Annotated in this window: 15 protein-coding genes; 7 read left to right on the plus strand and 8 right to left on the minus strand. The window is 55.4% G+C overall.

All coding sequences use genetic code 11. From position 1 onward, the window contains the following. Positions 1-32 precede the first annotated feature (32 nt). The gene (locus tag ACYVHB_RS11605; RefSeq protein ID WP_461051892.1) at positions 33-338 is read left to right on the plus strand and encodes a putative quinol monooxygenase; all 306 of its coding nucleotides are present in this window, start codon (positions 33-35) and stop codon (positions 336-338) included. Here ACYVHB_RS11605 and ACYVHB_RS11610 read toward each other — a convergent pair. Together ACYVHB_RS11610 and ACYVHB_RS11615 are read right to left on the minus strand one after the other, a co-directional pair. Next, positions 322-816 carry a PIN domain-containing protein gene (locus ACYVHB_RS11610; protein ID WP_461051893.1) on the minus strand — a complete coding sequence of 165 codons (495 nt, stop codon included), beginning with the start codon at positions 814-816 and terminating at the stop codon, positions 322-324. The two genes, ACYVHB_RS11605 and ACYVHB_RS11610, sit on opposite strands and share 17 nt — an antisense overlap. Beyond that, positions 813-1103 (minus strand): hypothetical protein, encoded by a 291-nt coding sequence (locus ACYVHB_RS11615; protein ID WP_461051894.1) that lies wholly within the window; start codon positions 1101-1103, stop codon positions 813-815. The genes ACYVHB_RS11610 and ACYVHB_RS11615 overlap by 4 nt, the downstream gene beginning before the upstream one ends. Positions 1104-1346: 243 nt before the next feature. On the opposite strand from ACYVHB_RS11615, the gene ACYVHB_RS11620 reads away from it, so the two are divergent. The 3 genes from ACYVHB_RS11620 to ACYVHB_RS11630 all read left to right on the plus strand — a co-directional run bounded on the left by ACYVHB_RS11620 (position 1347) and on the right by ACYVHB_RS11630 (position 10056). Continuing rightward, a complete protein-coding gene (locus ACYVHB_RS11620) occupies positions 1347-4901 on the plus strand; it encodes a carboxypeptidase-like regulatory domain-containing protein (protein ID WP_461051895.1) in 3555 nt (1184 codons plus the stop codon). An 81-nt stretch (positions 4902-4982) separates the two neighbouring features. Next, complete coding sequence (locus tag ACYVHB_RS11625) at positions 4983-7763, plus strand: DNA methyltransferase (protein WP_461051896.1); 2781 nt, start codon at positions 4983-4985, stop codon at positions 7761-7763. Between the two features lie 142 nt (positions 7764-7905). Continuing rightward, on the plus strand, positions 7906-10056 hold the full coding sequence (locus tag ACYVHB_RS11630; protein WP_461051997.1) for a PAS domain-containing sensor histidine kinase: 2151 nt from the start codon (positions 7906-7908) through the stop codon (positions 10054-10056). Here the strand turns inward: ACYVHB_RS11630 and ACYVHB_RS11635 are convergent. The 4 genes from ACYVHB_RS11635 to ACYVHB_RS11650 form a co-directional block, all read right to left on the minus strand. After that, complete coding sequence (locus ACYVHB_RS11635; protein ID WP_461051897.1) at positions 10002-10538, minus strand: hypothetical protein; 537 nt, start codon at positions 10536-10538, stop codon at positions 10002-10004. The genes ACYVHB_RS11630 and ACYVHB_RS11635 overlap by 55 nt on opposite strands. Before the next feature lie 59 nt (positions 10539-10597). Then, entirely contained in the window at positions 10598-11110 is a 513-nt protein-coding gene (locus ACYVHB_RS11640; protein WP_461051898.1) for a hypothetical protein, read from the minus strand. Between the two features lie 71 nt (positions 11111-11181). Next, complete coding sequence (locus ACYVHB_RS11645) at positions 11182-11745, minus strand: Crp/Fnr family transcriptional regulator (RefSeq protein WP_461051899.1); 564 nt, start codon at positions 11743-11745, stop codon at positions 11182-11184. Further along, a complete protein-coding gene (locus ACYVHB_RS11650) occupies positions 11729-12961 on the minus strand; it encodes an MFS transporter (RefSeq protein WP_461051900.1) in 1233 nt (410 codons plus the stop codon). Before ACYVHB_RS11650 ends, ACYVHB_RS11645 begins: the two co-directional genes overlap by 17 nt. 209 nt (positions 12962-13170) lie before the next feature. Between ACYVHB_RS11650 and ACYVHB_RS11655 the strand changes: the two genes are divergently transcribed. Both ACYVHB_RS11655 and ACYVHB_RS11660 read left to right on the plus strand, forming a co-directional pair. Further along, a complete protein-coding gene (locus tag ACYVHB_RS11655; protein WP_461051901.1) occupies positions 13171-13401 on the plus strand; it encodes an antitoxin Xre/MbcA/ParS toxin-binding domain-containing protein in 231 nt (76 codons plus the stop codon). Continuing rightward, the gene (locus ACYVHB_RS11660) at positions 13401-13862 is read left to right on the plus strand and encodes an RES family NAD+ phosphorylase (protein ID WP_461051902.1); all 462 of its coding nucleotides are present in this window, start codon (positions 13401-13403) and stop codon (positions 13860-13862) included. The genes ACYVHB_RS11655 and ACYVHB_RS11660 overlap by 1 nt, the downstream gene beginning before the upstream one ends. 70 nt (positions 13863-13932) lie before the next feature. Here the strand turns inward: ACYVHB_RS11660 and ACYVHB_RS11665 are convergent, their stop codons facing one another. Beyond that, the gene (locus ACYVHB_RS11665) at positions 13933-15012 is read right to left on the minus strand and encodes a serine hydrolase domain-containing protein (protein ID WP_461051903.1); all 1080 of its coding nucleotides are present in this window, start codon (positions 15010-15012) and stop codon (positions 13933-13935) included. A gap of 72 nt (positions 15013-15084) precedes the next feature. Further along, positions 15085-15594, minus strand: coding sequence for a GNAT family N-acetyltransferase (locus ACYVHB_RS11670; RefSeq protein ID WP_461051904.1), 510 nt, complete (start codon positions 15592-15594; stop codon positions 15085-15087). A gap of 35 nt (positions 15595-15629) precedes the next feature. On the opposite strand from ACYVHB_RS11670, the gene ACYVHB_RS11675 reads away from it, so the two are divergent. Further along, positions 15630-16508 (plus strand): bestrophin family protein, encoded by an 879-nt coding sequence (locus ACYVHB_RS11675; protein WP_461051905.1) that lies wholly within the window; start codon positions 15630-15632, stop codon positions 16506-16508. Positions 16509-16510 lie beyond the last annotated feature (2 nt).

Here is a 16510-nt window from a genome sequence, read left to right on the forward strand (position 1 = left end):
AACTTAGCGAAAAAATAGCCAACCCCAACACTATGCTCGTTCGTATTGTCCGCATGACGTTCCGTGACGACGCCCTGCCTGACTTTCACGCCATTTTCGACCAGTCCAAACACCACATCCGCGCCTTTCCCGGCAACCACCACCTCGAACTTCTGGCCGACCCCGGCAACCCGGCTGTTCGCATGACCTACAGCCTGTGGAATTCGGCCGATGATCTCGAAGCTTACCGCCAGAGTGAGCTGTTCCGCACCACCTGGGCTGCCACGAAAGTGCTTTTCTCGGAGAAGCCAGTGGCGTTTTCGGGCGAGCGGCTGGAGGAGGTCAATATAAGGAGTTGAACCTTATATTGTTAAAGTTTATAACTGACATATTCTTATTTCTTAAGTAGGCACTGAAATCAAGATCATCAGTCAATAATACGTAATCTTGTTTTACTAACTCACCTGCTACCATGTCGCTTAATCCAAATCGGGTGAACAGCAGTGGGTGCTGGCGAACAACTTCTTTGCTGGGAATGTGTATTTCCTGAACTATATTTATGAAGGTGGTCAGCGAGTTGAGAAGCGGCCCATACTGGTAGCGAGTGCCTTCGAGGAGATTACTCACTTCGGCCAAAATATGAGGTGTTGTAACTAAGCGGTTGTCGAAGAGAGCAATAAAGTTTTTGAGTAAATAGAAGTCATCGGGTGAATAAAACCCTTTCGTACGTTTAAACTCTGCAATTCGCTTCACGTCATACAATCCCACAATATATAGTGTTAGAATGTTGCTATCCATAAGCAAACCGGCCTTGCTTCGGAATGTCTGGAAGGTCATCCCTGAAGTTCTCTGATTTTCATAGATAAGACAGCACCCGTTTTAGCATCAATCTTTAAGGTTTTGTAGCTCCGATCTTTGCCAGGGTACAAAAAACTCTGCAACGTAGTTGGTTCTGTAGTTGTGAAACCCGCGTCTACAAGTTTATAACTCAGCGTAATAAACCAATACTGCTGCTGATCGTCCATCTCAACCTCCTCCACCAGTATGTTGTCCGCATCTTCGTAAAGATTTTTCAGGAAAGCAACGCCGTTTTTAACGACCTCCTTTATACTTAGAATGTCCATGTCTTCTCTTTATTTATAGCCAAACCTACGTAGTGTTCGGCGAAAAACGCCCAAAGATAAAGCTTTACAAGCAGACACGCACAAAGCTGTTTCGCACCACCTGGGCCGCCACGAAAGTGCTTTTCGCGGAGAAGCCAGTGGCGTTTTCGGGCGAGCGGCTGGAGGAAATCCGCCCGGAGCAACTGTGAGTATAAGCACCTGAAGCACACCTTTTGCGGGAGGTGAACCACCGCCTTAACCGCCATGAATCATCGACTTTTTATCGGTTGGTTGATGGCCTGCCTGCTAACCGGGCTGGCTGCGGTGTCGGTTGCCCAAACGACCACATTGACCGGTCACGTAACCGACGCGGCAACGAATAAAGCGATGCCGTTTGCCAATGTGTACTTGAACGGCAGTACGCGCGGCACCCTCACCAATGAGCAGGGCTATTACGCCCTGTCGAGTGTGCCGCTCGGCACGGTTGAAATTGTGGCTTCGTTCGTTGGCTATCAACCCCAACGGCGTACCCTGCGGCTGGACAACACCCAAAATGAGCGGGCTGACTTTCGGCTCAAACCCGACGACCAGACCCTCGCTGCCGTAACGGTCCGGGGAAATCTGAAACTGTGGCAACGGCACGTAAAGCAGTTCAAAAAGCAATTGCTCGGTGAGCCGTTTGGTGGGCAGTGCCAGCTCGTGAACAGTGATGTGCTCAACTTCAACGAGAAGAACGGGCATTTGACCGCTACCGCTACGGAGCCGCTGGTCATTGAAAACCAGGCGCTTGGCTATCGGCTTTACTACGATATGCGGTACTTCGACGGAACGTATCAGAAAGTATATTACGCCGGTACAACGCGTTTCGAGGAATTGAAAGCCGCCGATGAGCGGCAGGCGAACCGCTACCAGCGCAACCGAATGCGGGCCTACAACGGCTCAACCCGGCACCTGATGGCCAGTTTAATCGACAGTACGTATCAACAGCAGGGCTTTCTGGCTTATCAGGAAGACATAACGGTGCCCATTGCCCAAAGCCGGGAGAACCGAACGACGCTCTATGGCTCCATCGCGACAAACGACTCGGTACGGGGGCGTCTGAAACCACTCCAGATAAAGAAGTTGATTCAACCGGGGCGGTTGCCGTTTGAACGGCGGCTGGTATCGAACCGCCAGCTCGTCGTGTTTTATACGCCTGCGATGTCAGCCTACTCGCCCTACGCCGATGCCCGTTTCGCCTACACGCAGATCCGGTTGCCCGCCGGTCAGATTCAGCTAACGGTTGATGGTGTGATTACGCTTCCCGAAGGCATGGAGCTACAGGGGTCTCTGGCCGACGACCGCCTGTCGACGCTGCTGCCCGACGACTGGAAACCCAACCCGGTCGCTGCCGACTCCACAACTTCGGCACCGTTTATTACGCAGGGAAAACTGATGCCCGCCGATGCCCGGCTTGGTCGAATTGCCACTACGTTCAACGAGCGGTTTAAGGCGCTGGCCCCGGTTCTGTTTGTGCATACCGACAAGCCGTTTTATGCCACCGGCGACCGGCTGTGGTTAAGTGCCTATTTGCTCGATGCCGCCACCAATCGCCCACTATCCGGCGAAACCGCTATTCATGTCGATGTAGTAGCGCCGACCGGAACGCTCGTGCAGCATCAGTGGCTGCGCGTGGCCGACGGGCGGGCGGTGGGTAATTTTCGACTGTCTGATTCATTAGCGTCGGGTACGTATCGGCTCCGGGCCTATACCGACGAGGACGACGGGCAGCGACGCCCTGCTTTTGAACGCGCCATCACCGTTTATAACCTGCTCACTAACACGACAGTTGGCACAGCCGATATCATCCGAAAACGGGCAGACGTGCAAATTCTGCCCGAAGGCGGACGGTGGCTGGTGGGCGTACCATCGCGGTTGGGCATCAAAGTGGTTGGGCCGGATGGACGCGGACTGCTGGCAACGGGCCGAATTGTGGACAACACAGGTACGGAAATTTGCCGGGTAACGACCAGCAACCGGGGCATGGGCAGCGTGGTGGTGACGCCCCTGACCGGCCGGACCTACTACGCCGAAGTGATTCACAACAGCCAGCAGCAGGTAGTGCCGCTGCCCCCGGCCGAATTACAAGGGTTTAGCCTGTCGGTCGATGCCGTTACCGATAGCACCCGATTCGTGTTGACCATTACCGGTACGCACCGGTCCGCAGCGGATTCGGTTTATGTGCTGATTCAGCAGCAGGGCCGATTGGTCGATCAGCGAAAAATTCAACTGCAAAACGGTACGGCGCGGCTAAGTTTGCCAACCACTACGTTGCCCCCCGGCCTGAATCAGATTACACTTTTCGATGACGGGGCCCGCCCGCAGGCCGAACGGCTGGTGTTTGTGCCGGAGCGGGTGCCGCCCATCCGCGTAGTGCTCAATCTCAACAAAGACCACTACCAGCCCCGCGAACCAGCTACATTGAGCGTCGCCCTGAACGACGATGGACTGCCCGCCGTAGCCGTGCTGTCGGCGTCTATCACCGATGCCGAACAGGTGCCCGACGACAGCGCGGCCGCTACGGTCCGCACCCACCTGCTGCTGACGGGTGAACTGCGGGGGCGGGTCGAACAGCCGAACGAATACCTCAAAAATAACGCACCCGAAACCCGCCGGGCGCTGGATGATTTACTGCTTACCCAGGGCTGGCGACGGGTGAGCGGCACCCCTGCCACCAACCTCCTGGGGGGCGTGTCGCTGATGGGGCGGGTGCTGAACGCGAACAACCAGCCAGTAGCCGGGGCGCAGGTAGTGGTGGCGTCGACGACTTCTAAACCGTCATTCGTGCGCTCGGCGGGGGCCGATGAACGGGGGCGGTTCCGGCTGGCCGGGTTGGCTATTGCCGATACGGTGAAACTGATGGTGCAACTCGCCGACCGTCAGTTAAAAGATCTTCCGGCCAAAGAGGCTCACCTGGTGCTCGACGGGCCGGGTCTGTCGTGGGAGCCGGACACAGTTCGTGCGATGCCTGACTGGGGTGCCACACGGGCACAGTTGGCCGCAGCCCGAACCCGGCAGGACGGTGAGGCTGATTTGTACCGCGACAAAACCGCTAAACTCCTGAAGGAAGTGACGGTGCGGGCGCGTAAATACGAAGAACGCCCCCAGGATATTCAGCGCAGAAGTTTACACGGCGCGGCCGATGCGACCATAGTGTTTGATGCCAATGCTGGTCAGTTTGCCAACTTGTATGAAATGATTCGGGGTAGGCTGGCGGGCGTGAATGTGACACAAACACCGGTAGGCTATCGGGTGCTGATCCGGGGTGTTAGCAGCGTCAATGGCAGTACAGAACCGTTGTTTCTCCTGGACGGTGTGGCGATTCAGGGCGAAGCCGAAACAATGCTGCTAACCTTTAATCCCGGTGATATTGAACGAGTCGAGTTATTGAAAAACGCCGGATCAGCCGCTACGTATGGGGTTCGGGGTGGGAGTGGCGTCATTGCCTTTTACACGAAGAGCTGGCGATCCGGTTCCGCGACGAATAAGCCGAAAACGGGCATGACACCCCTGCAACTGATTGGCTACCCATCGGTGCAGCGCGAGTTTTACGTGCCCCGCTACGAGCGTAATGCCGAACCAACTCAGTCGGCCGAATCGTCCCGAGTCGACCGCCGGGACGTGCTGTACTGGAAACCCCTCATGCAAACCGACGGTCAGGGCCGCAGCCAGTTGATGATTCCCCTGTCCGACGTGGTCAGAACGGTACGGGTCCTGGTGCAGGGCATCACTGCCGACGGTCGGCCGGTGGTGGGCGAGGGTTTGTTTCGGGTGCAGTGAGGTGGTCTGCTGGAATAGGCCAATAGTCGGGGCTATTTGCTATTTTGCCCGCGTATTCACCTGTTTCCTTGTCGACCACCAATGGCTCTGAGCTGGATTGAGATTAAAGACCGTGCTCTGCGGTTTGCCAATGAATGGAAAGACGAAGCCTCGGAAGATGCCGAAGCCAAGTCGTTCTGGGATGATTTCTTCGCTGTTTTTGGCGTGACGCGCCGACGCTTAGCGCAGTTTGAGAAGGCCGTGGAGCGGCCCGGCCGCAGCAAAGGCTTTGTGGACCTGTTCTGGCCCGGTACGCTGGTGGTTGAGCACAAATCACGCGGGCGGAGCTTAGACGATGCCTACCGTCAGGCAATAGCGTATTTTGTCGGGCTGAAAGACCACGAACTACCCCGCTACGTGCTGGTGTCGGACTTTGCCCGCTTCCGGCTCTATGACTTAGACGAAACGACCGGAGCAGAAGCGCACGAGTTTCCGCTGGCCGACCTGCACCTGCACGTGAAAGAGTTCGGGTTTATGCTCGGCTACCAGAAACGGACGTATCAGGAAGAAGACCCGGTCAACATCAAAGCCGCTCAGATGATGGGCAGCCTGCACGACAAACTCAAAGCCGTGGGCTACGACGGCCATTCGCTGGAGGTGTATCTGGTGCGGCTGCTGTTCTGCCTGTTTGCCGACGACACGAGCATTTTCGACAAAGGTATTTTTCAGGACTACCTCAGCCAGAACACCCGCGAGGACGGCTTCGACCTTGGGGCGCAGATGGCGATGTTCTTCCAGATCCTGAACACACCCGCCGACAAACGCCCCAAAAACTTAGACGATGCCCTGGCGCAGTTTCCCTACGTAAATGGCAAGCTATTCGCCGAACCGTTGATGATTCCGACCTTTGACCGGGCCATGCGGCAGATGCTCCTCGACTGCTGTGCGCTGGACTGGGGCCGCATCTCGCCCGCCATTTTCGGGTCGCTGTTTCAGTCGGTCATGAACCCGGTGGAACGGCGAAATCTGGGAGCGCACTATACCTCGGAAAAGAACATTCTGAAAGTGATTAAGCCGCTGTTCTTAGACGACCTCCGGCGCGAGTTCCTGAGCATCCAGCAAGACAAGCGCAAGCTCACCGCGTTTCACGGCAAGTTAGCCAACCTGCGGTTTTTGGACCCGGCCTGCGGCTGCGGCAACTTTCTCATTATCACCTACCGGGAACTGCGGCTGCTGGAAATTGACGTGATCAAAGCGCTGCAAAAAGGGCAGCAGTTCGTGAGCGTCAACGACCTCGTGCTGGTGGACGTAGACCGGTTCTGCGGCATCGAATACGAAGAGTTTCCGGCCCAGATTGCGCAGGTGGCGCTGTGGCTCATGGACCACCAGATGAACATGCGCATCTCGGAGGAGTTCGGTCAGTATTACATCCGGCTGCCGCTCACCAAGTCGGCGACCATCGTCCACGGCAACGCCCTCCGCACCGACTGGCAATCGCTCCTCCCCGAACCCAAAGACGGCGACGAACCGCTGCACTACAGCTACATCATCGGTAACCCGCCGTTCATTGGTTCCAAGATGATGACCCAGGAGCAGCGGAATGATATTATGGCGATTTTTCCGGGCGTCAACGGAGCCGGTACGCTGGACTATGTGTCGGGCTGGTACGCTAAAGCATCTGCGTTTGTTCAGGCAACGGCGGCAAAAGCAGCCTTTGTTTCTACTAATTCTATCACGCAGGGCGAACAGGTCGGCGTACTTTGGGGCGAGTTACTCAAGCATTACAAGGTTGCTATCTCGTTTGCGCACCGCACGTTTCGATGGAGTAACGAAGCCAAAGGCAATGCGGCTGTTTATTGTGTTATCATTGGGTTAGACAATGATAACACAATAAACAGCCGCATATTATATGACTACCCCGATGTGAAAGGTGAGCCTGTTGAACGAGCAGTCAAAACAATAAATCCGTATTTGGTTGAGGGGCGTAACATACTAATCAGCAGCCGACAAAAGCCGCTTTGCAACGTGCCTGAAATTGGAATCGGCAACAAGCCAATCGACGGTGGTCATTATCTGTTCACCATTGATGAGAAACAGGCGTTCATTGCGAAAGAACCGCAGTCAGCAAAATGGTTTCGGCGTTGGCTGGGTGCGCATGAGTTTATCAATGGCTACGAACGATGGTGCCTTTGGCTGGGTGATTGCCCGCCGGGCGAACTGCGTCAAATGCCCGAAGCGATGAAACGCGTACAGGCTGTTCGACAAGAGCGATTGAATAGCGTTAGCGCACCAACCCGAAAACTGGCTGATATACCGACACGCTTTCACGTTGAGTTTATTCCAGATGTGCCTTACATGGTCATGCCCGAAGTTTCATCGGAACGTCGACAATATATACCATTCGGATTTTTGCAACCGGACACGTTGGCCAGCAATAAATTACGTTTGCTTCCCAACGCTACTTTGTATCAGTTTGGGGTGCTTACGTCCGTTATGCACATGTCTTGGACCCGTTACGTTTGTGGCCGTATGAAAAGCGATTATTCATATTCAATTCACATCGTTTACAACAATTTCCCGTGGCCCCAATCGCCGACGGAAAAGCAGGTGAAGGTGGTGGAAACGGGGGCGCAGCGGGTGCTCGACGTGCGGGCGTCGTTCGTCGGCAGCAGCCTCGCCGATCTCTACGACCCGCTCACCATGCCGCCCGCGCTGGTCAAGGCCCATCAGGACCTCGACCGGGCCGTTGACCAGTGTTACCGCCCGGCGGCATTTTTGAACGAAGCCCGGCGCATCGAGTTCCTGTTTGAGTTGTATGAGCAATACACCGCCCCGTTGATGGCCGCAGCCGAATCGGGCCGGAAAAAGAAGCGAACAGCGTAGGCAAACAGGTTAAACACTACCCGGCCTGACCCGGTTATTTACCCAATTCCACTGACTTTACTACCTTGCAACGACGTTATTACCTGATCTTTTGGATACGACAACGACCAATTCATACCCGTTTTTAGCTGGTGGTGGCGAAATGGGTGCCCTCACCCGCAACTACGACTGGTCGACAACCGCTTTGGGTACGCCCGACCAATGGCCGCTCAGTTTGCGCACCACCGTTGGTATTGTCTTGCACTCGGCCTTCCCCCTGTTTTTGTTCTGGGGACCCGACCTCATCTGTTTTTACAACGATGCGTACCGGGGTAGTCTGGGCGACGAGGGTAAACACCCGGCTGTGGGTAAACGCGGGGCCGATGTCTGGCCGGAAATCTGGAATTTCATCGGCCCCCTTATTGACCGGGTCCTGCAAACCGGCGAACCGACTTTCTTCGCGGACCAACTCGTGCCCATCTACCGGAACGGTCGGCTGGAAGACGTATACTGGACGTTTAGCTACAGCCCGGCCTACGGCGATGGGGGTGAAATAAACGGGGTGCTGGTCGTTTGCAATGAAACCACTCAGGCCCTGATGGGTCGGCGGAGACTGGAAGCCGATGAAGCACGTTTTCGCAGCATTATTCAGCAAACTCCAGCCGCCACAATGGTCCTGCACGGTGACAACTACGTAATTGACCAGATCAATGACAGTATGATGGCCCAGATGGGGCAGGGGGAAACCGTGATTGGTAAGCCCCTGTTAACCGTCATGCCAGAGCTTGAAGGCGAATTTGCCTGGCAGCAGGTTCAGAACACCTATCGAAACGGTGTCTCCTTCGACGGGCGTGAAGTGCCGGTAACTCATGCGACGGCCGGGGTGCTCCAGAAGCACTGGTACAACCTCGCTTATCGCCCGCTGTGGGAAGACGACAACATTGTAGGGATGATTCAGGTCGTAACTGATGTCACCGAGCAGGTACTCGTCCGCCAGAAAATCGAAGAAAGTGAAGCCCGGTTCCGGTCGCTGATTGATGAATCACCCGTGGCTACGGCCCTGTTTGTCGGCCCGGAGCTGATTATTGCCGTAGCGAATGAGTCGATGATCCGTTTCTTCGGAAAAGGTCCGTCTATTGTTGGTAAGCCAATTCGGGAGGTGCTGGCAGTGCCCGGTGATGACTCCTCGGCGATAGCCCTGTTAGACCAGGTATTTGCCACGGGCAATCCCTTTTGGGCCACCGCTGCCCCCGCCGAACTGACGATTGACGGTGTGCCGGGCACCTACTATTTTGATCTTAGCCTGAAACCCCTTCGCGATGCGGCCGGGGTGGTGTATGCCATACTGGAAACGGCCACCGACGTAACTGAGCAGGTACTGGCCCGGCAAAAGCTGGAAGAGAGCGAGATCCGCTACCGAACCCTGTCCGTTCGGTTGGAGGAGCAGGTACATGAACGCACCGAAGAGCTGGCAGCAGCCAACGAGGAGTTAGCCGCTACCAACGAAGAGTTGAGGGTGATCAACCAGGAACTGCTCGAATCCAATCACCTGTTGGCCCGCTCGAACGACAACCTCCAGAAGTTTGCCTACGTCGCCAGTCACGACCTTCAGGAACCCCTGCGTAAGATTCAGCAGTTCGGCGATCTGCTGAGAACTCAGTACGCCAACTCGCTGGGTGAGGGCGTCGGTTATCTGGAGCGGATGCAGTCGGCCGCCAGCCGGATGTCGACTCTGATCCGGGATTTGCTGAATTTCTCCCGCATCTCAACCCGGCGCGAGGCAAACGTTCCCGTGCCCTTAGACGATGTGGTAAGCGCGGTGCTGGCTGACCTGGACCTGGCCATCGCCGAATCGAAGGCGTTGGTCGACGTCAGGCCGTTGCCAATCGTTGCGGGCGATGCGATGCAACTGCGGCAGCTTGTTCAAAATCTGCTGAGTAATGCCCTTAAATTTCGCCGGGCCTATGTGCCCCCGGTTATCACAGTCAGCAGCCGGTTTTTAATGGCATCCGACCTGCCCCCTGCGGTGAGACCCATTCACAACACGGTCGCCTACCACTGCATCGACGTGGCCGACAATGGCATTGGGTTCGATGATAAATACGCCGACCGCATTTTTGAGGTTTTTCAGCGACTACACGGACGGAGCGAGTTTGGCGGTACGGGTATTGGCCTGGCTATAGTGCAAAAAGTGGTCGAGAACCACGGGGGAGCCATTAAGGTAACCAGCCAGCCCGGCCAGGGTGCCACGTTTAGTGTTTACCTTCCCCAGATAGGCGTGGGTGCCGCCGGGTCGATCAGCTCGTTGAGGTAATAGTCCCGACGGGGGCGCTTGTCGCAGTCATCGTTGCCAATGGGGTAGCGGCAGGTAGCATACACGCCCACGTCGTCGGGGTTCATCAGGCTCACATACGCGCCGGTAGGGAAACGGTCGGTGCGGTGTTGGCGGGCGAGCAGGCAGTGCCCCAGTTCGTGAAAAACCAAACATTCCCGCTCGTTTTGGTTAGCCCCCTGCCAGCAGAACGAGTCGGTGCTGAGCGTGATCCGGGGCGTCTTGCCGGACTCCAGCGAACACTGCCCGCATACATCCTCCCCCTGCGTTTTGCCGAATGTGATAATGAGGTTATCCGTCGCCAATGTTTGTCCGCGCTTCTGCATTTCGTCGCGAAAACGCTGCACGTATGGCTCCACCTCGGCCGGAACGCTGTACTGTTTCGGCTCGGCGTCCGGCTGTGGGCGCTGGCAAGTCAGCAATAAGAGCATCGTTAGCAGTAACAGAGCCGGGGTATAATGCATTGGAGCAGGAATGAGCCAGTTGATACCACGAATATACCAGCCGGTAGGTAGTAGCGCAATTAATTCGAGACTGAATTAACTGACCTGCTAAGCCGGACGAGTTGGTCCCGCACACGAAGGGCGTAACCAAATGACAACCCAACACAGAACAACCGAACGGCGTTGCCAATCATCCAGATCAGGCCTTTCTGATGGGCTTCCGCTTCCGACAGTTTTAGTTCGCCGATGAACAGATCAAGATTTAGCGACAGGACGATCCAGGCCGTCAGCGCAACACCCAGCGCACCCCAGATAGCCGCCCGGCGCAGATCAGGCTGAGCGAGTTGCCGGGCCGGGTTGTTGGTGAAGCACAGGACAATCAGAGTAATTACGGCTAACTGCGTAGTTGGGACGTAATAGTGATACTGGACGACAACGGTAGTATACCGACTATGAACCCGAAGTACGTCGATAGGAGCCGCCAGCCAGTTAGGCATCAGAATAACTTCTTCGTAGAGGTTACCGAAGAACCAGAGGGCCAGCCCGAACAGGGCGAAGTTGAGCCAGCGGAGGGTTATATGAGTTGCTTTCATGCCGTAAAGTTCGGGCACGGCCCACTACTCAAAATTGCCAAAAAGCAATATCGTATGCGACTATCGGAGCACTATCGGCGTCGGCGCAACCGGCTCAATGTGTGGGGCGTAATGCCCAGGAACTCGGCGATGTATTTGAGCGGGGCCGATTGCAATAATGTACGCTGGTTGCTAAGACGCTCGTAGCGAACCTCAGCGGGCTCGGACTGAAACGATAAGATCGTGTTGATCAGATTGACGCTGACGTCTTCCCACAGCTTGCGGCCAAACTCCTGCCAGACGGGCATGGTCTCGTACAGGTGCTGCATGTTGGGGTAAGACAACGCAATCAGGGAGGTATCGGCAAGTGCCTGAACTGAAAGGCGGGTAGGGCGCTGATCGCGGAAACTGGCCAGATCGCAGAAGGACTGGCCTTCCACGGCCAACCAGGCGGTGTATTCCTGGCCGTCGGACCCCGTCTGAAATACCCGTAAGGTGCCTTGTTCAATAAAGATAAATTCGCCGTTAACCTGACCCGGACGCAGATAAAACTGATTTTTGGCTATGCTCCGCCTGTGGGCACATCTCTGTACTTCGGCCCAGTCCGCATCCGTCAGCGTCACGTGTTGCTCAATAAACTCACGCAGTTTCTCCATGCGGTAATTGGCTCTTTTTAGTTTGCCACGCCAGCCACGCTACCATCGCCAAACAAGTAGCAAACCAGGCAAACGGCGCACGCAGATCGAGCAGCGAGAGGGCACCGAACACCAGTGTGGTGCCGAAACTGGCCAATCCCTGCAACGCCTGATTGATACCGAAAATTTCACCCCGGTCGTCATCACTGGTGCGCTGTGCCATCAGTCCCTCAATGAGTCCCTGAATGAGCGACAGCGTCAGGCAGTCGATGGTAACGAGCACGTAGAACCCCACCAACGAGGTGCCAACCAGTCCGTAACCAGCCACCACCGGTACGCCCAGGGCGGCTAACCAGATAATGCCCCGGCGCTGGTTGATGCGGTCGGCGAAGTAGGTATAGAACACGTAGTTGATGACGACGCTCAACGCGCCGAAGTACATAAACATGTAGGAGATCGCCCTGGCGTCCATTTGTAGAGCACCAAAACTAATAAACGTGACAAAGTAATTGTAGTAGCCCGTGCTCAGCGTTAAGGCTAATTGCATCAGCACCAACTGTTTCAGGCCTTTGTACTGGCGGTCTTTGGCCAGCAGCCGCGTCCAGAGTGTATGCACACTAAGCGACTGCACCAGTTCGGCTTTCAACTCGGCCTTTGTTATGCCCGGCGGGTTCGCCATGGTTTCCCGGAGCGTCCAGCTCAGCAGCACGTTCACCGCCGACAGCAGGATCGCCATGCCCACCACTACCCGCGCCTGATCAGCCTGCACAACATCGAACACCGTCAGCAGCAGCCCCGCTACGGCCGGGCCAATTACAAAACCAAGCGATAGAATCGCGCCTTCGATGCCAAGATTTTTGAACAGGTCTTCCTTGCGCGAAATATCCGTGATGGCCGAGCGGACCGTGGCGTACATGCCGTTGGTGAGGCCGTCGCTGAAACGGTTGGCCAACTGCGCCCCCAACCGAACGGGCAGCAGCATACAGTCGGATAGAAAGGTGCCAATGGCCGAGACGATGAAAATGGGTCGGCGACCGTAGCCATCGGAAAGTTTGCCGAGCAGCGGGGCCGAAAACAGTTGAACGCCCAAAAACAGGCCCGTACCCAGAGCCAGCCACAGTTGCGGCCGCTCGTGGCCTTTCACAAACTCGGGCAACACCGGCCCAATAGCGGAGCCAACGACGACGTCAATGAAAATAATGGCGTAAATGTGCAGTAACCGGCGATTGGAAAACATACCGCAAGGTAGCGGTTTTAGGCCTTTTTGCGGGAGCCCGTCCGTTCGTACACCCCGCTAAATTTGGGGTTTCGGTGCTGGCATAACGCTCATTAAACTGTGTATGTCGTGTTGTTATGCCTCTTGCAACTGCGCTGGATAGGGAAATGCGTACCAGAAGATTAAAAATTGCCTTAGATTTGTAAAAGAGCATAATAGTAAGAATCTGTATGCAACCGAACACATCGCCCCGTCGTCGTTTAGCCAGTCAGCATTTGCTGATCTATGAATTGTACCGGCATGGTGAAACGGTGTTTGATGGAATAACTAACTTCCGAACGTGGCTCGAACGGCCGAATACAGCTTTATCCGGCAAACGTCCTATTGACCTGCTAACGTCAGCGCGGGGATTTAAGGAGGTTGATGACTTACTGACTCGTATTGAATTCGGCGTTTACTGATGTTACTATACCGCCTGGCGAAGACGGTTCGCGCTTACGACTTGACAGGCGAAGGAGCTAAACGAGCCGGAGGACGCTGGAACTACCCCGGTACGCCCGTCGTATACACGGCTCAGAACGGGTCATTGGCCGTGCTTGAAGTGCTACAATATGTTGAAATTTCCGATGTACGCAGCTTCTCGATGCTCACCATTGAGCTACCGGATGAAGCGCCAATTCAACGTATCAATGGAAGTGAACTGCCGGTTGATTGGCAACGGTTTCCTTATTCAACAGAAACAAAGGAGATCGGACGTCACTGGGTTGAAGAGGATAAAGCACTGGTATTGATCGTACCTTCGGCCGTTTACCCTGAAGAGTCAAACTGGTTAATCAATCCGTTGCATCCAATGGCTCATTTTGTTAGTGTTGTGGATGTTAAGCCATTTGTTTTCAACGACCGACTGTTTCACAAAGAATAATTTTACGCTCTTTTGCTTGCTTGGTTGCCGGTGCGTAGAGTGATGGGAAACTTATAAAAGTAGGCATCTGCTACTCCCCATCCGGTTTGCCGCGCAGCAGCCGACTCAAAAACTCCTCATCCGCAAATTGCACACCGGTCGTTTGCACGGGTCCCTGCCGAACGGCAACGAGTTTCAGCGAGGGAATCACGTAAAGCCGCTGTTTGCCAGCCCCGGCAGCCATCACCAGATCGTCGGGCAGATACGTCGACGTGACAATGCCGCCACCCACTTCGTCGCGCAACTGCGGAATGGACCGGAGCAGGTCGGCGCTGACGGGTTCGCGCAGCCACCACGATAAGCCATAGGCCGGGTTTTGCGGTGTGCCCACAAAACATTCGGCTAATCGGGTTTTAGACAGAATCTGCCTGCCGTTCCAGTCCCCTTCGCGCCGGACCCACTCGCCAAATGTAGCCCAGTGGCGGGCCGTCATGGCCGCTCCTCCCGCCACCTGCGGGCTGCCATCGTCGAAACGAACGAACCACGTAATGGCAATGCCCAATGGATCAAGAATGCGTCGTTTCAGGTAGTTCTCGTACGTCTCACTGCCTAATTTGCGCTGGAGGGCTGCGGCAAACGCGTTGAAGGGGTTGCCGCCGTAGTCAAACTTCTGGCCGGGTGCGGCTACCATCGGCACGGCCAATACGTCGCTCCAGCCCGACAGGCCCGCCGTTCCGCCAAAGTCGCCGGGATAGAGGCCGCTGGTTAGGGTCAGCAGTTGGCGGTACGTGATGAGCACCTTTTGCGGATCAGTTTTCCAGGTAGGCACCACGTCGGCCACGCGCTCATCCAATTGAATCAAACCGTCTTCAACGGCGGCCTGGGCCACAATTCCGTTAAAGCTTTTGGAGCCACTGGCCAGCGGTTGCGGTTTTGCGGCCGAGCCACCATTGGCATACTGTTCAAAGATGACGGTGCCGTCGTGCATCACCAGCATCGTCTGACTGTTGACCTGCCGGGCGTATTGCCACGCCAACTGTATATTCGCTTCCGAAGGTGGAGACGCCACGGCGTTGCCAGGTGCGGGTGTCGTGTCAGTTTTGCAGCCGATGAGCAGGAGCAGGGCCGTTAACGGGTAGAGCAGGTTCATGATTTCCGGGCGTACGTTCATTCCATTGACCGGTTGGTGGACCGATGGTTTAACGCGCTGATCATCAATTGGCTGCTTGCATGAACAGAGCCGCTAAAACCGGAGCACGTAGAATTGACAGTCGAACGATTGTCTTAATTTGAATGATTCTCTGAATTCCACGATCCGTTTCTGGTAGGTTGGCGCGAAGCCGTGTCGTTCGTAGAAACGCAGCAATGCTGGCCGGGTGGCGTCGGTTTCCAGTTGAATTTCGTGAATGTTGCGGGCCAAGCATTCGCTCCGGCAAAAATCCAGTACGTGCGCGAACAGATTCTGGCCGCTGAATTGGCGTCGGATGGCTACTTTATGGATGAAGCCCGCCGTGTTATCCGGTACGTCGGGATAATAAAGAGGGTCTTTCCATTGCAGAATAAAGGCAGCGGCCGGCGTCTCGTCGGCGTACATAACGTAACAGTTATTCTGCGTGTATTCATCGAGTAGATTATCGGATGTGAGCGTGTCCAACGGCCACATTTCCTGATTGGTATCGGTTAACCACTGGCCTACTTCCCGGAGAATGGTTAAAAAATCGTCGGGCTGGTCGTTGCGAAAGTTAAAAGTCATGTTGCAAGTTTACGGTACTTTTCGTTGGTTGCCGTATGGTTGATTACAATTCTAAAGAGTGGCTGCACACTATCTTTTCGCTCCACAAGGGCGACACGATTCGCAAATTAGGGCCTACGCTGCTGGGTATGCTGGTGTACTGCACGGCCATTGCTTACTTCATTATCGAGTATGTTCATCCCGGTCCTAACTCCGATCTGAAAAACATCTCCATCATGCACACGCTGCTGGGGTTCGTGATTTCGACCCTACTCGTGTTCAGGACCAACACTGCCTACGACCGTTGGTGGGAAGGCCGCAAGGCGTGGGGCAGTCTGACCAACAATTCGCGCAACTTAGCCATTAAACTGGCGCATATCCTGAGCGAATCGGACCCGGCCGACCGGCAGTTTTTTCGGGCCATGATTCCCAACTACGCCTACGCCCTGAAAAACCACCTGCGCGGTGATTTTTGCCCCGACGAATGGGAAGCGTGCCCCGGTTTCGACCCGGCCAGTGTCCCACCCGACCGGCACCCGCCCAACCAGATGGCCATGCGGCTGTTCGGTAAGCTGGACGAACTCTACCAGCGGGGGGTTATCCGGCCCGAACACCTGCTGGTGCTAAACGACGAGTTTCAATCGTTTACGGACGTTTGCGGCATCTGCGAACGCATTCACACCACGCCCATTCCGTATTCGTACTCGTCGTTTTTGAAAAAATTCGTGGCGCTCTACTGCCTCACGCTGCCCGTTGGCTACGTGCTGTCGCTGCACTACTGGGTTATTCCGGTGGTGCTGATTGTGTTCTATGTGCTGGCCAGTCTGGAGTTAATCGCCGAGGAGATTGAAGACCCGTTCGGCGTCGACGCCAACGACCTGCCCACCGACCGCATGGCTGCCAGCATCCGTAAGGCCGTAGCCGAATTGATCTGAAC

It is taken from the genome of Spirosoma arcticum (assembly GCF_054779955.1).

What these genes read in the sequence shown, in the direction of transcription:
- ACYVHB_RS11605 (WP_461051892.1), top strand. Translation starts at nt 33, where the DNA reads ATGCTCGTTCGTATTGTCCGCATGACGTTCCGTGACGACGCCCTGCCT.
- ACYVHB_RS11610 (WP_461051893.1), bottom strand. Translation starts at nt 816, where the DNA reads ATGACCTTCCAGACATTCCGAAGCAAGGCCGGTTTGCTTATGGATAGC.
- ACYVHB_RS11615 (WP_461051894.1), bottom strand. Translation starts at nt 1,103, where the DNA reads ATGGACATTCTAAGTATAAAGGAGGTCGTTAAAAACGGCGTTGCTTTC.
- ACYVHB_RS11620 (WP_461051895.1), top strand. Translation starts at nt 1,347, where the DNA reads ATGAATCATCGACTTTTTATCGGTTGGTTGATGGCCTGCCTGCTAACC.
- ACYVHB_RS11625 (WP_461051896.1), top strand. Translation starts at nt 4,983, where the DNA reads ATGGCTCTGAGCTGGATTGAGATTAAAGACCGTGCTCTGCGGTTTGCC.
- ACYVHB_RS11630 (WP_461051997.1), top strand. Translation starts at nt 7,906, where the DNA reads ATGGGTGCCCTCACCCGCAACTACGACTGGTCGACAACCGCTTTGGGT.
- ACYVHB_RS11635 (WP_461051897.1), bottom strand. Translation starts at nt 10,538, where the DNA reads ATGCATTATACCCCGGCTCTGTTACTGCTAACGATGCTCTTATTGCTG.
- ACYVHB_RS11640 (WP_461051898.1), bottom strand. Translation starts at nt 11,110, where the DNA reads ATGAAAGCAACTCATATAACCCTCCGCTGGCTCAACTTCGCCCTGTTC.
- ACYVHB_RS11645 (WP_461051899.1), bottom strand. Translation starts at nt 11,745, where the DNA reads ATGGAGAAACTGCGTGAGTTTATTGAGCAACACGTGACGCTGACGGAT.
- ACYVHB_RS11650 (WP_461051900.1), bottom strand. Translation starts at nt 12,961, where the DNA reads ATGTTTTCCAATCGCCGGTTACTGCACATTTACGCCATTATTTTCATT.
- ACYVHB_RS11655 (WP_461051901.1), top strand. Translation starts at nt 13,171, where the DNA reads ATGCAACCGAACACATCGCCCCGTCGTCGTTTAGCCAGTCAGCATTTG.
- ACYVHB_RS11660 (WP_461051902.1), top strand. Translation starts at nt 13,401, where the DNA reads ATGTTACTATACCGCCTGGCGAAGACGGTTCGCGCTTACGACTTGACA.
- ACYVHB_RS11665 (WP_461051903.1), bottom strand. Translation starts at nt 15,012, where the DNA reads ATGAACGTACGCCCGGAAATCATGAACCTGCTCTACCCGTTAACGGCC.
- ACYVHB_RS11670 (WP_461051904.1), bottom strand. Translation starts at nt 15,594, where the DNA reads ATGACTTTTAACTTTCGCAACGACCAGCCCGACGATTTTTTAACCATT.
- ACYVHB_RS11675 (WP_461051905.1), top strand. Translation starts at nt 15,630, where the DNA reads ATGGTTGATTACAATTCTAAAGAGTGGCTGCACACTATCTTTTCGCTC.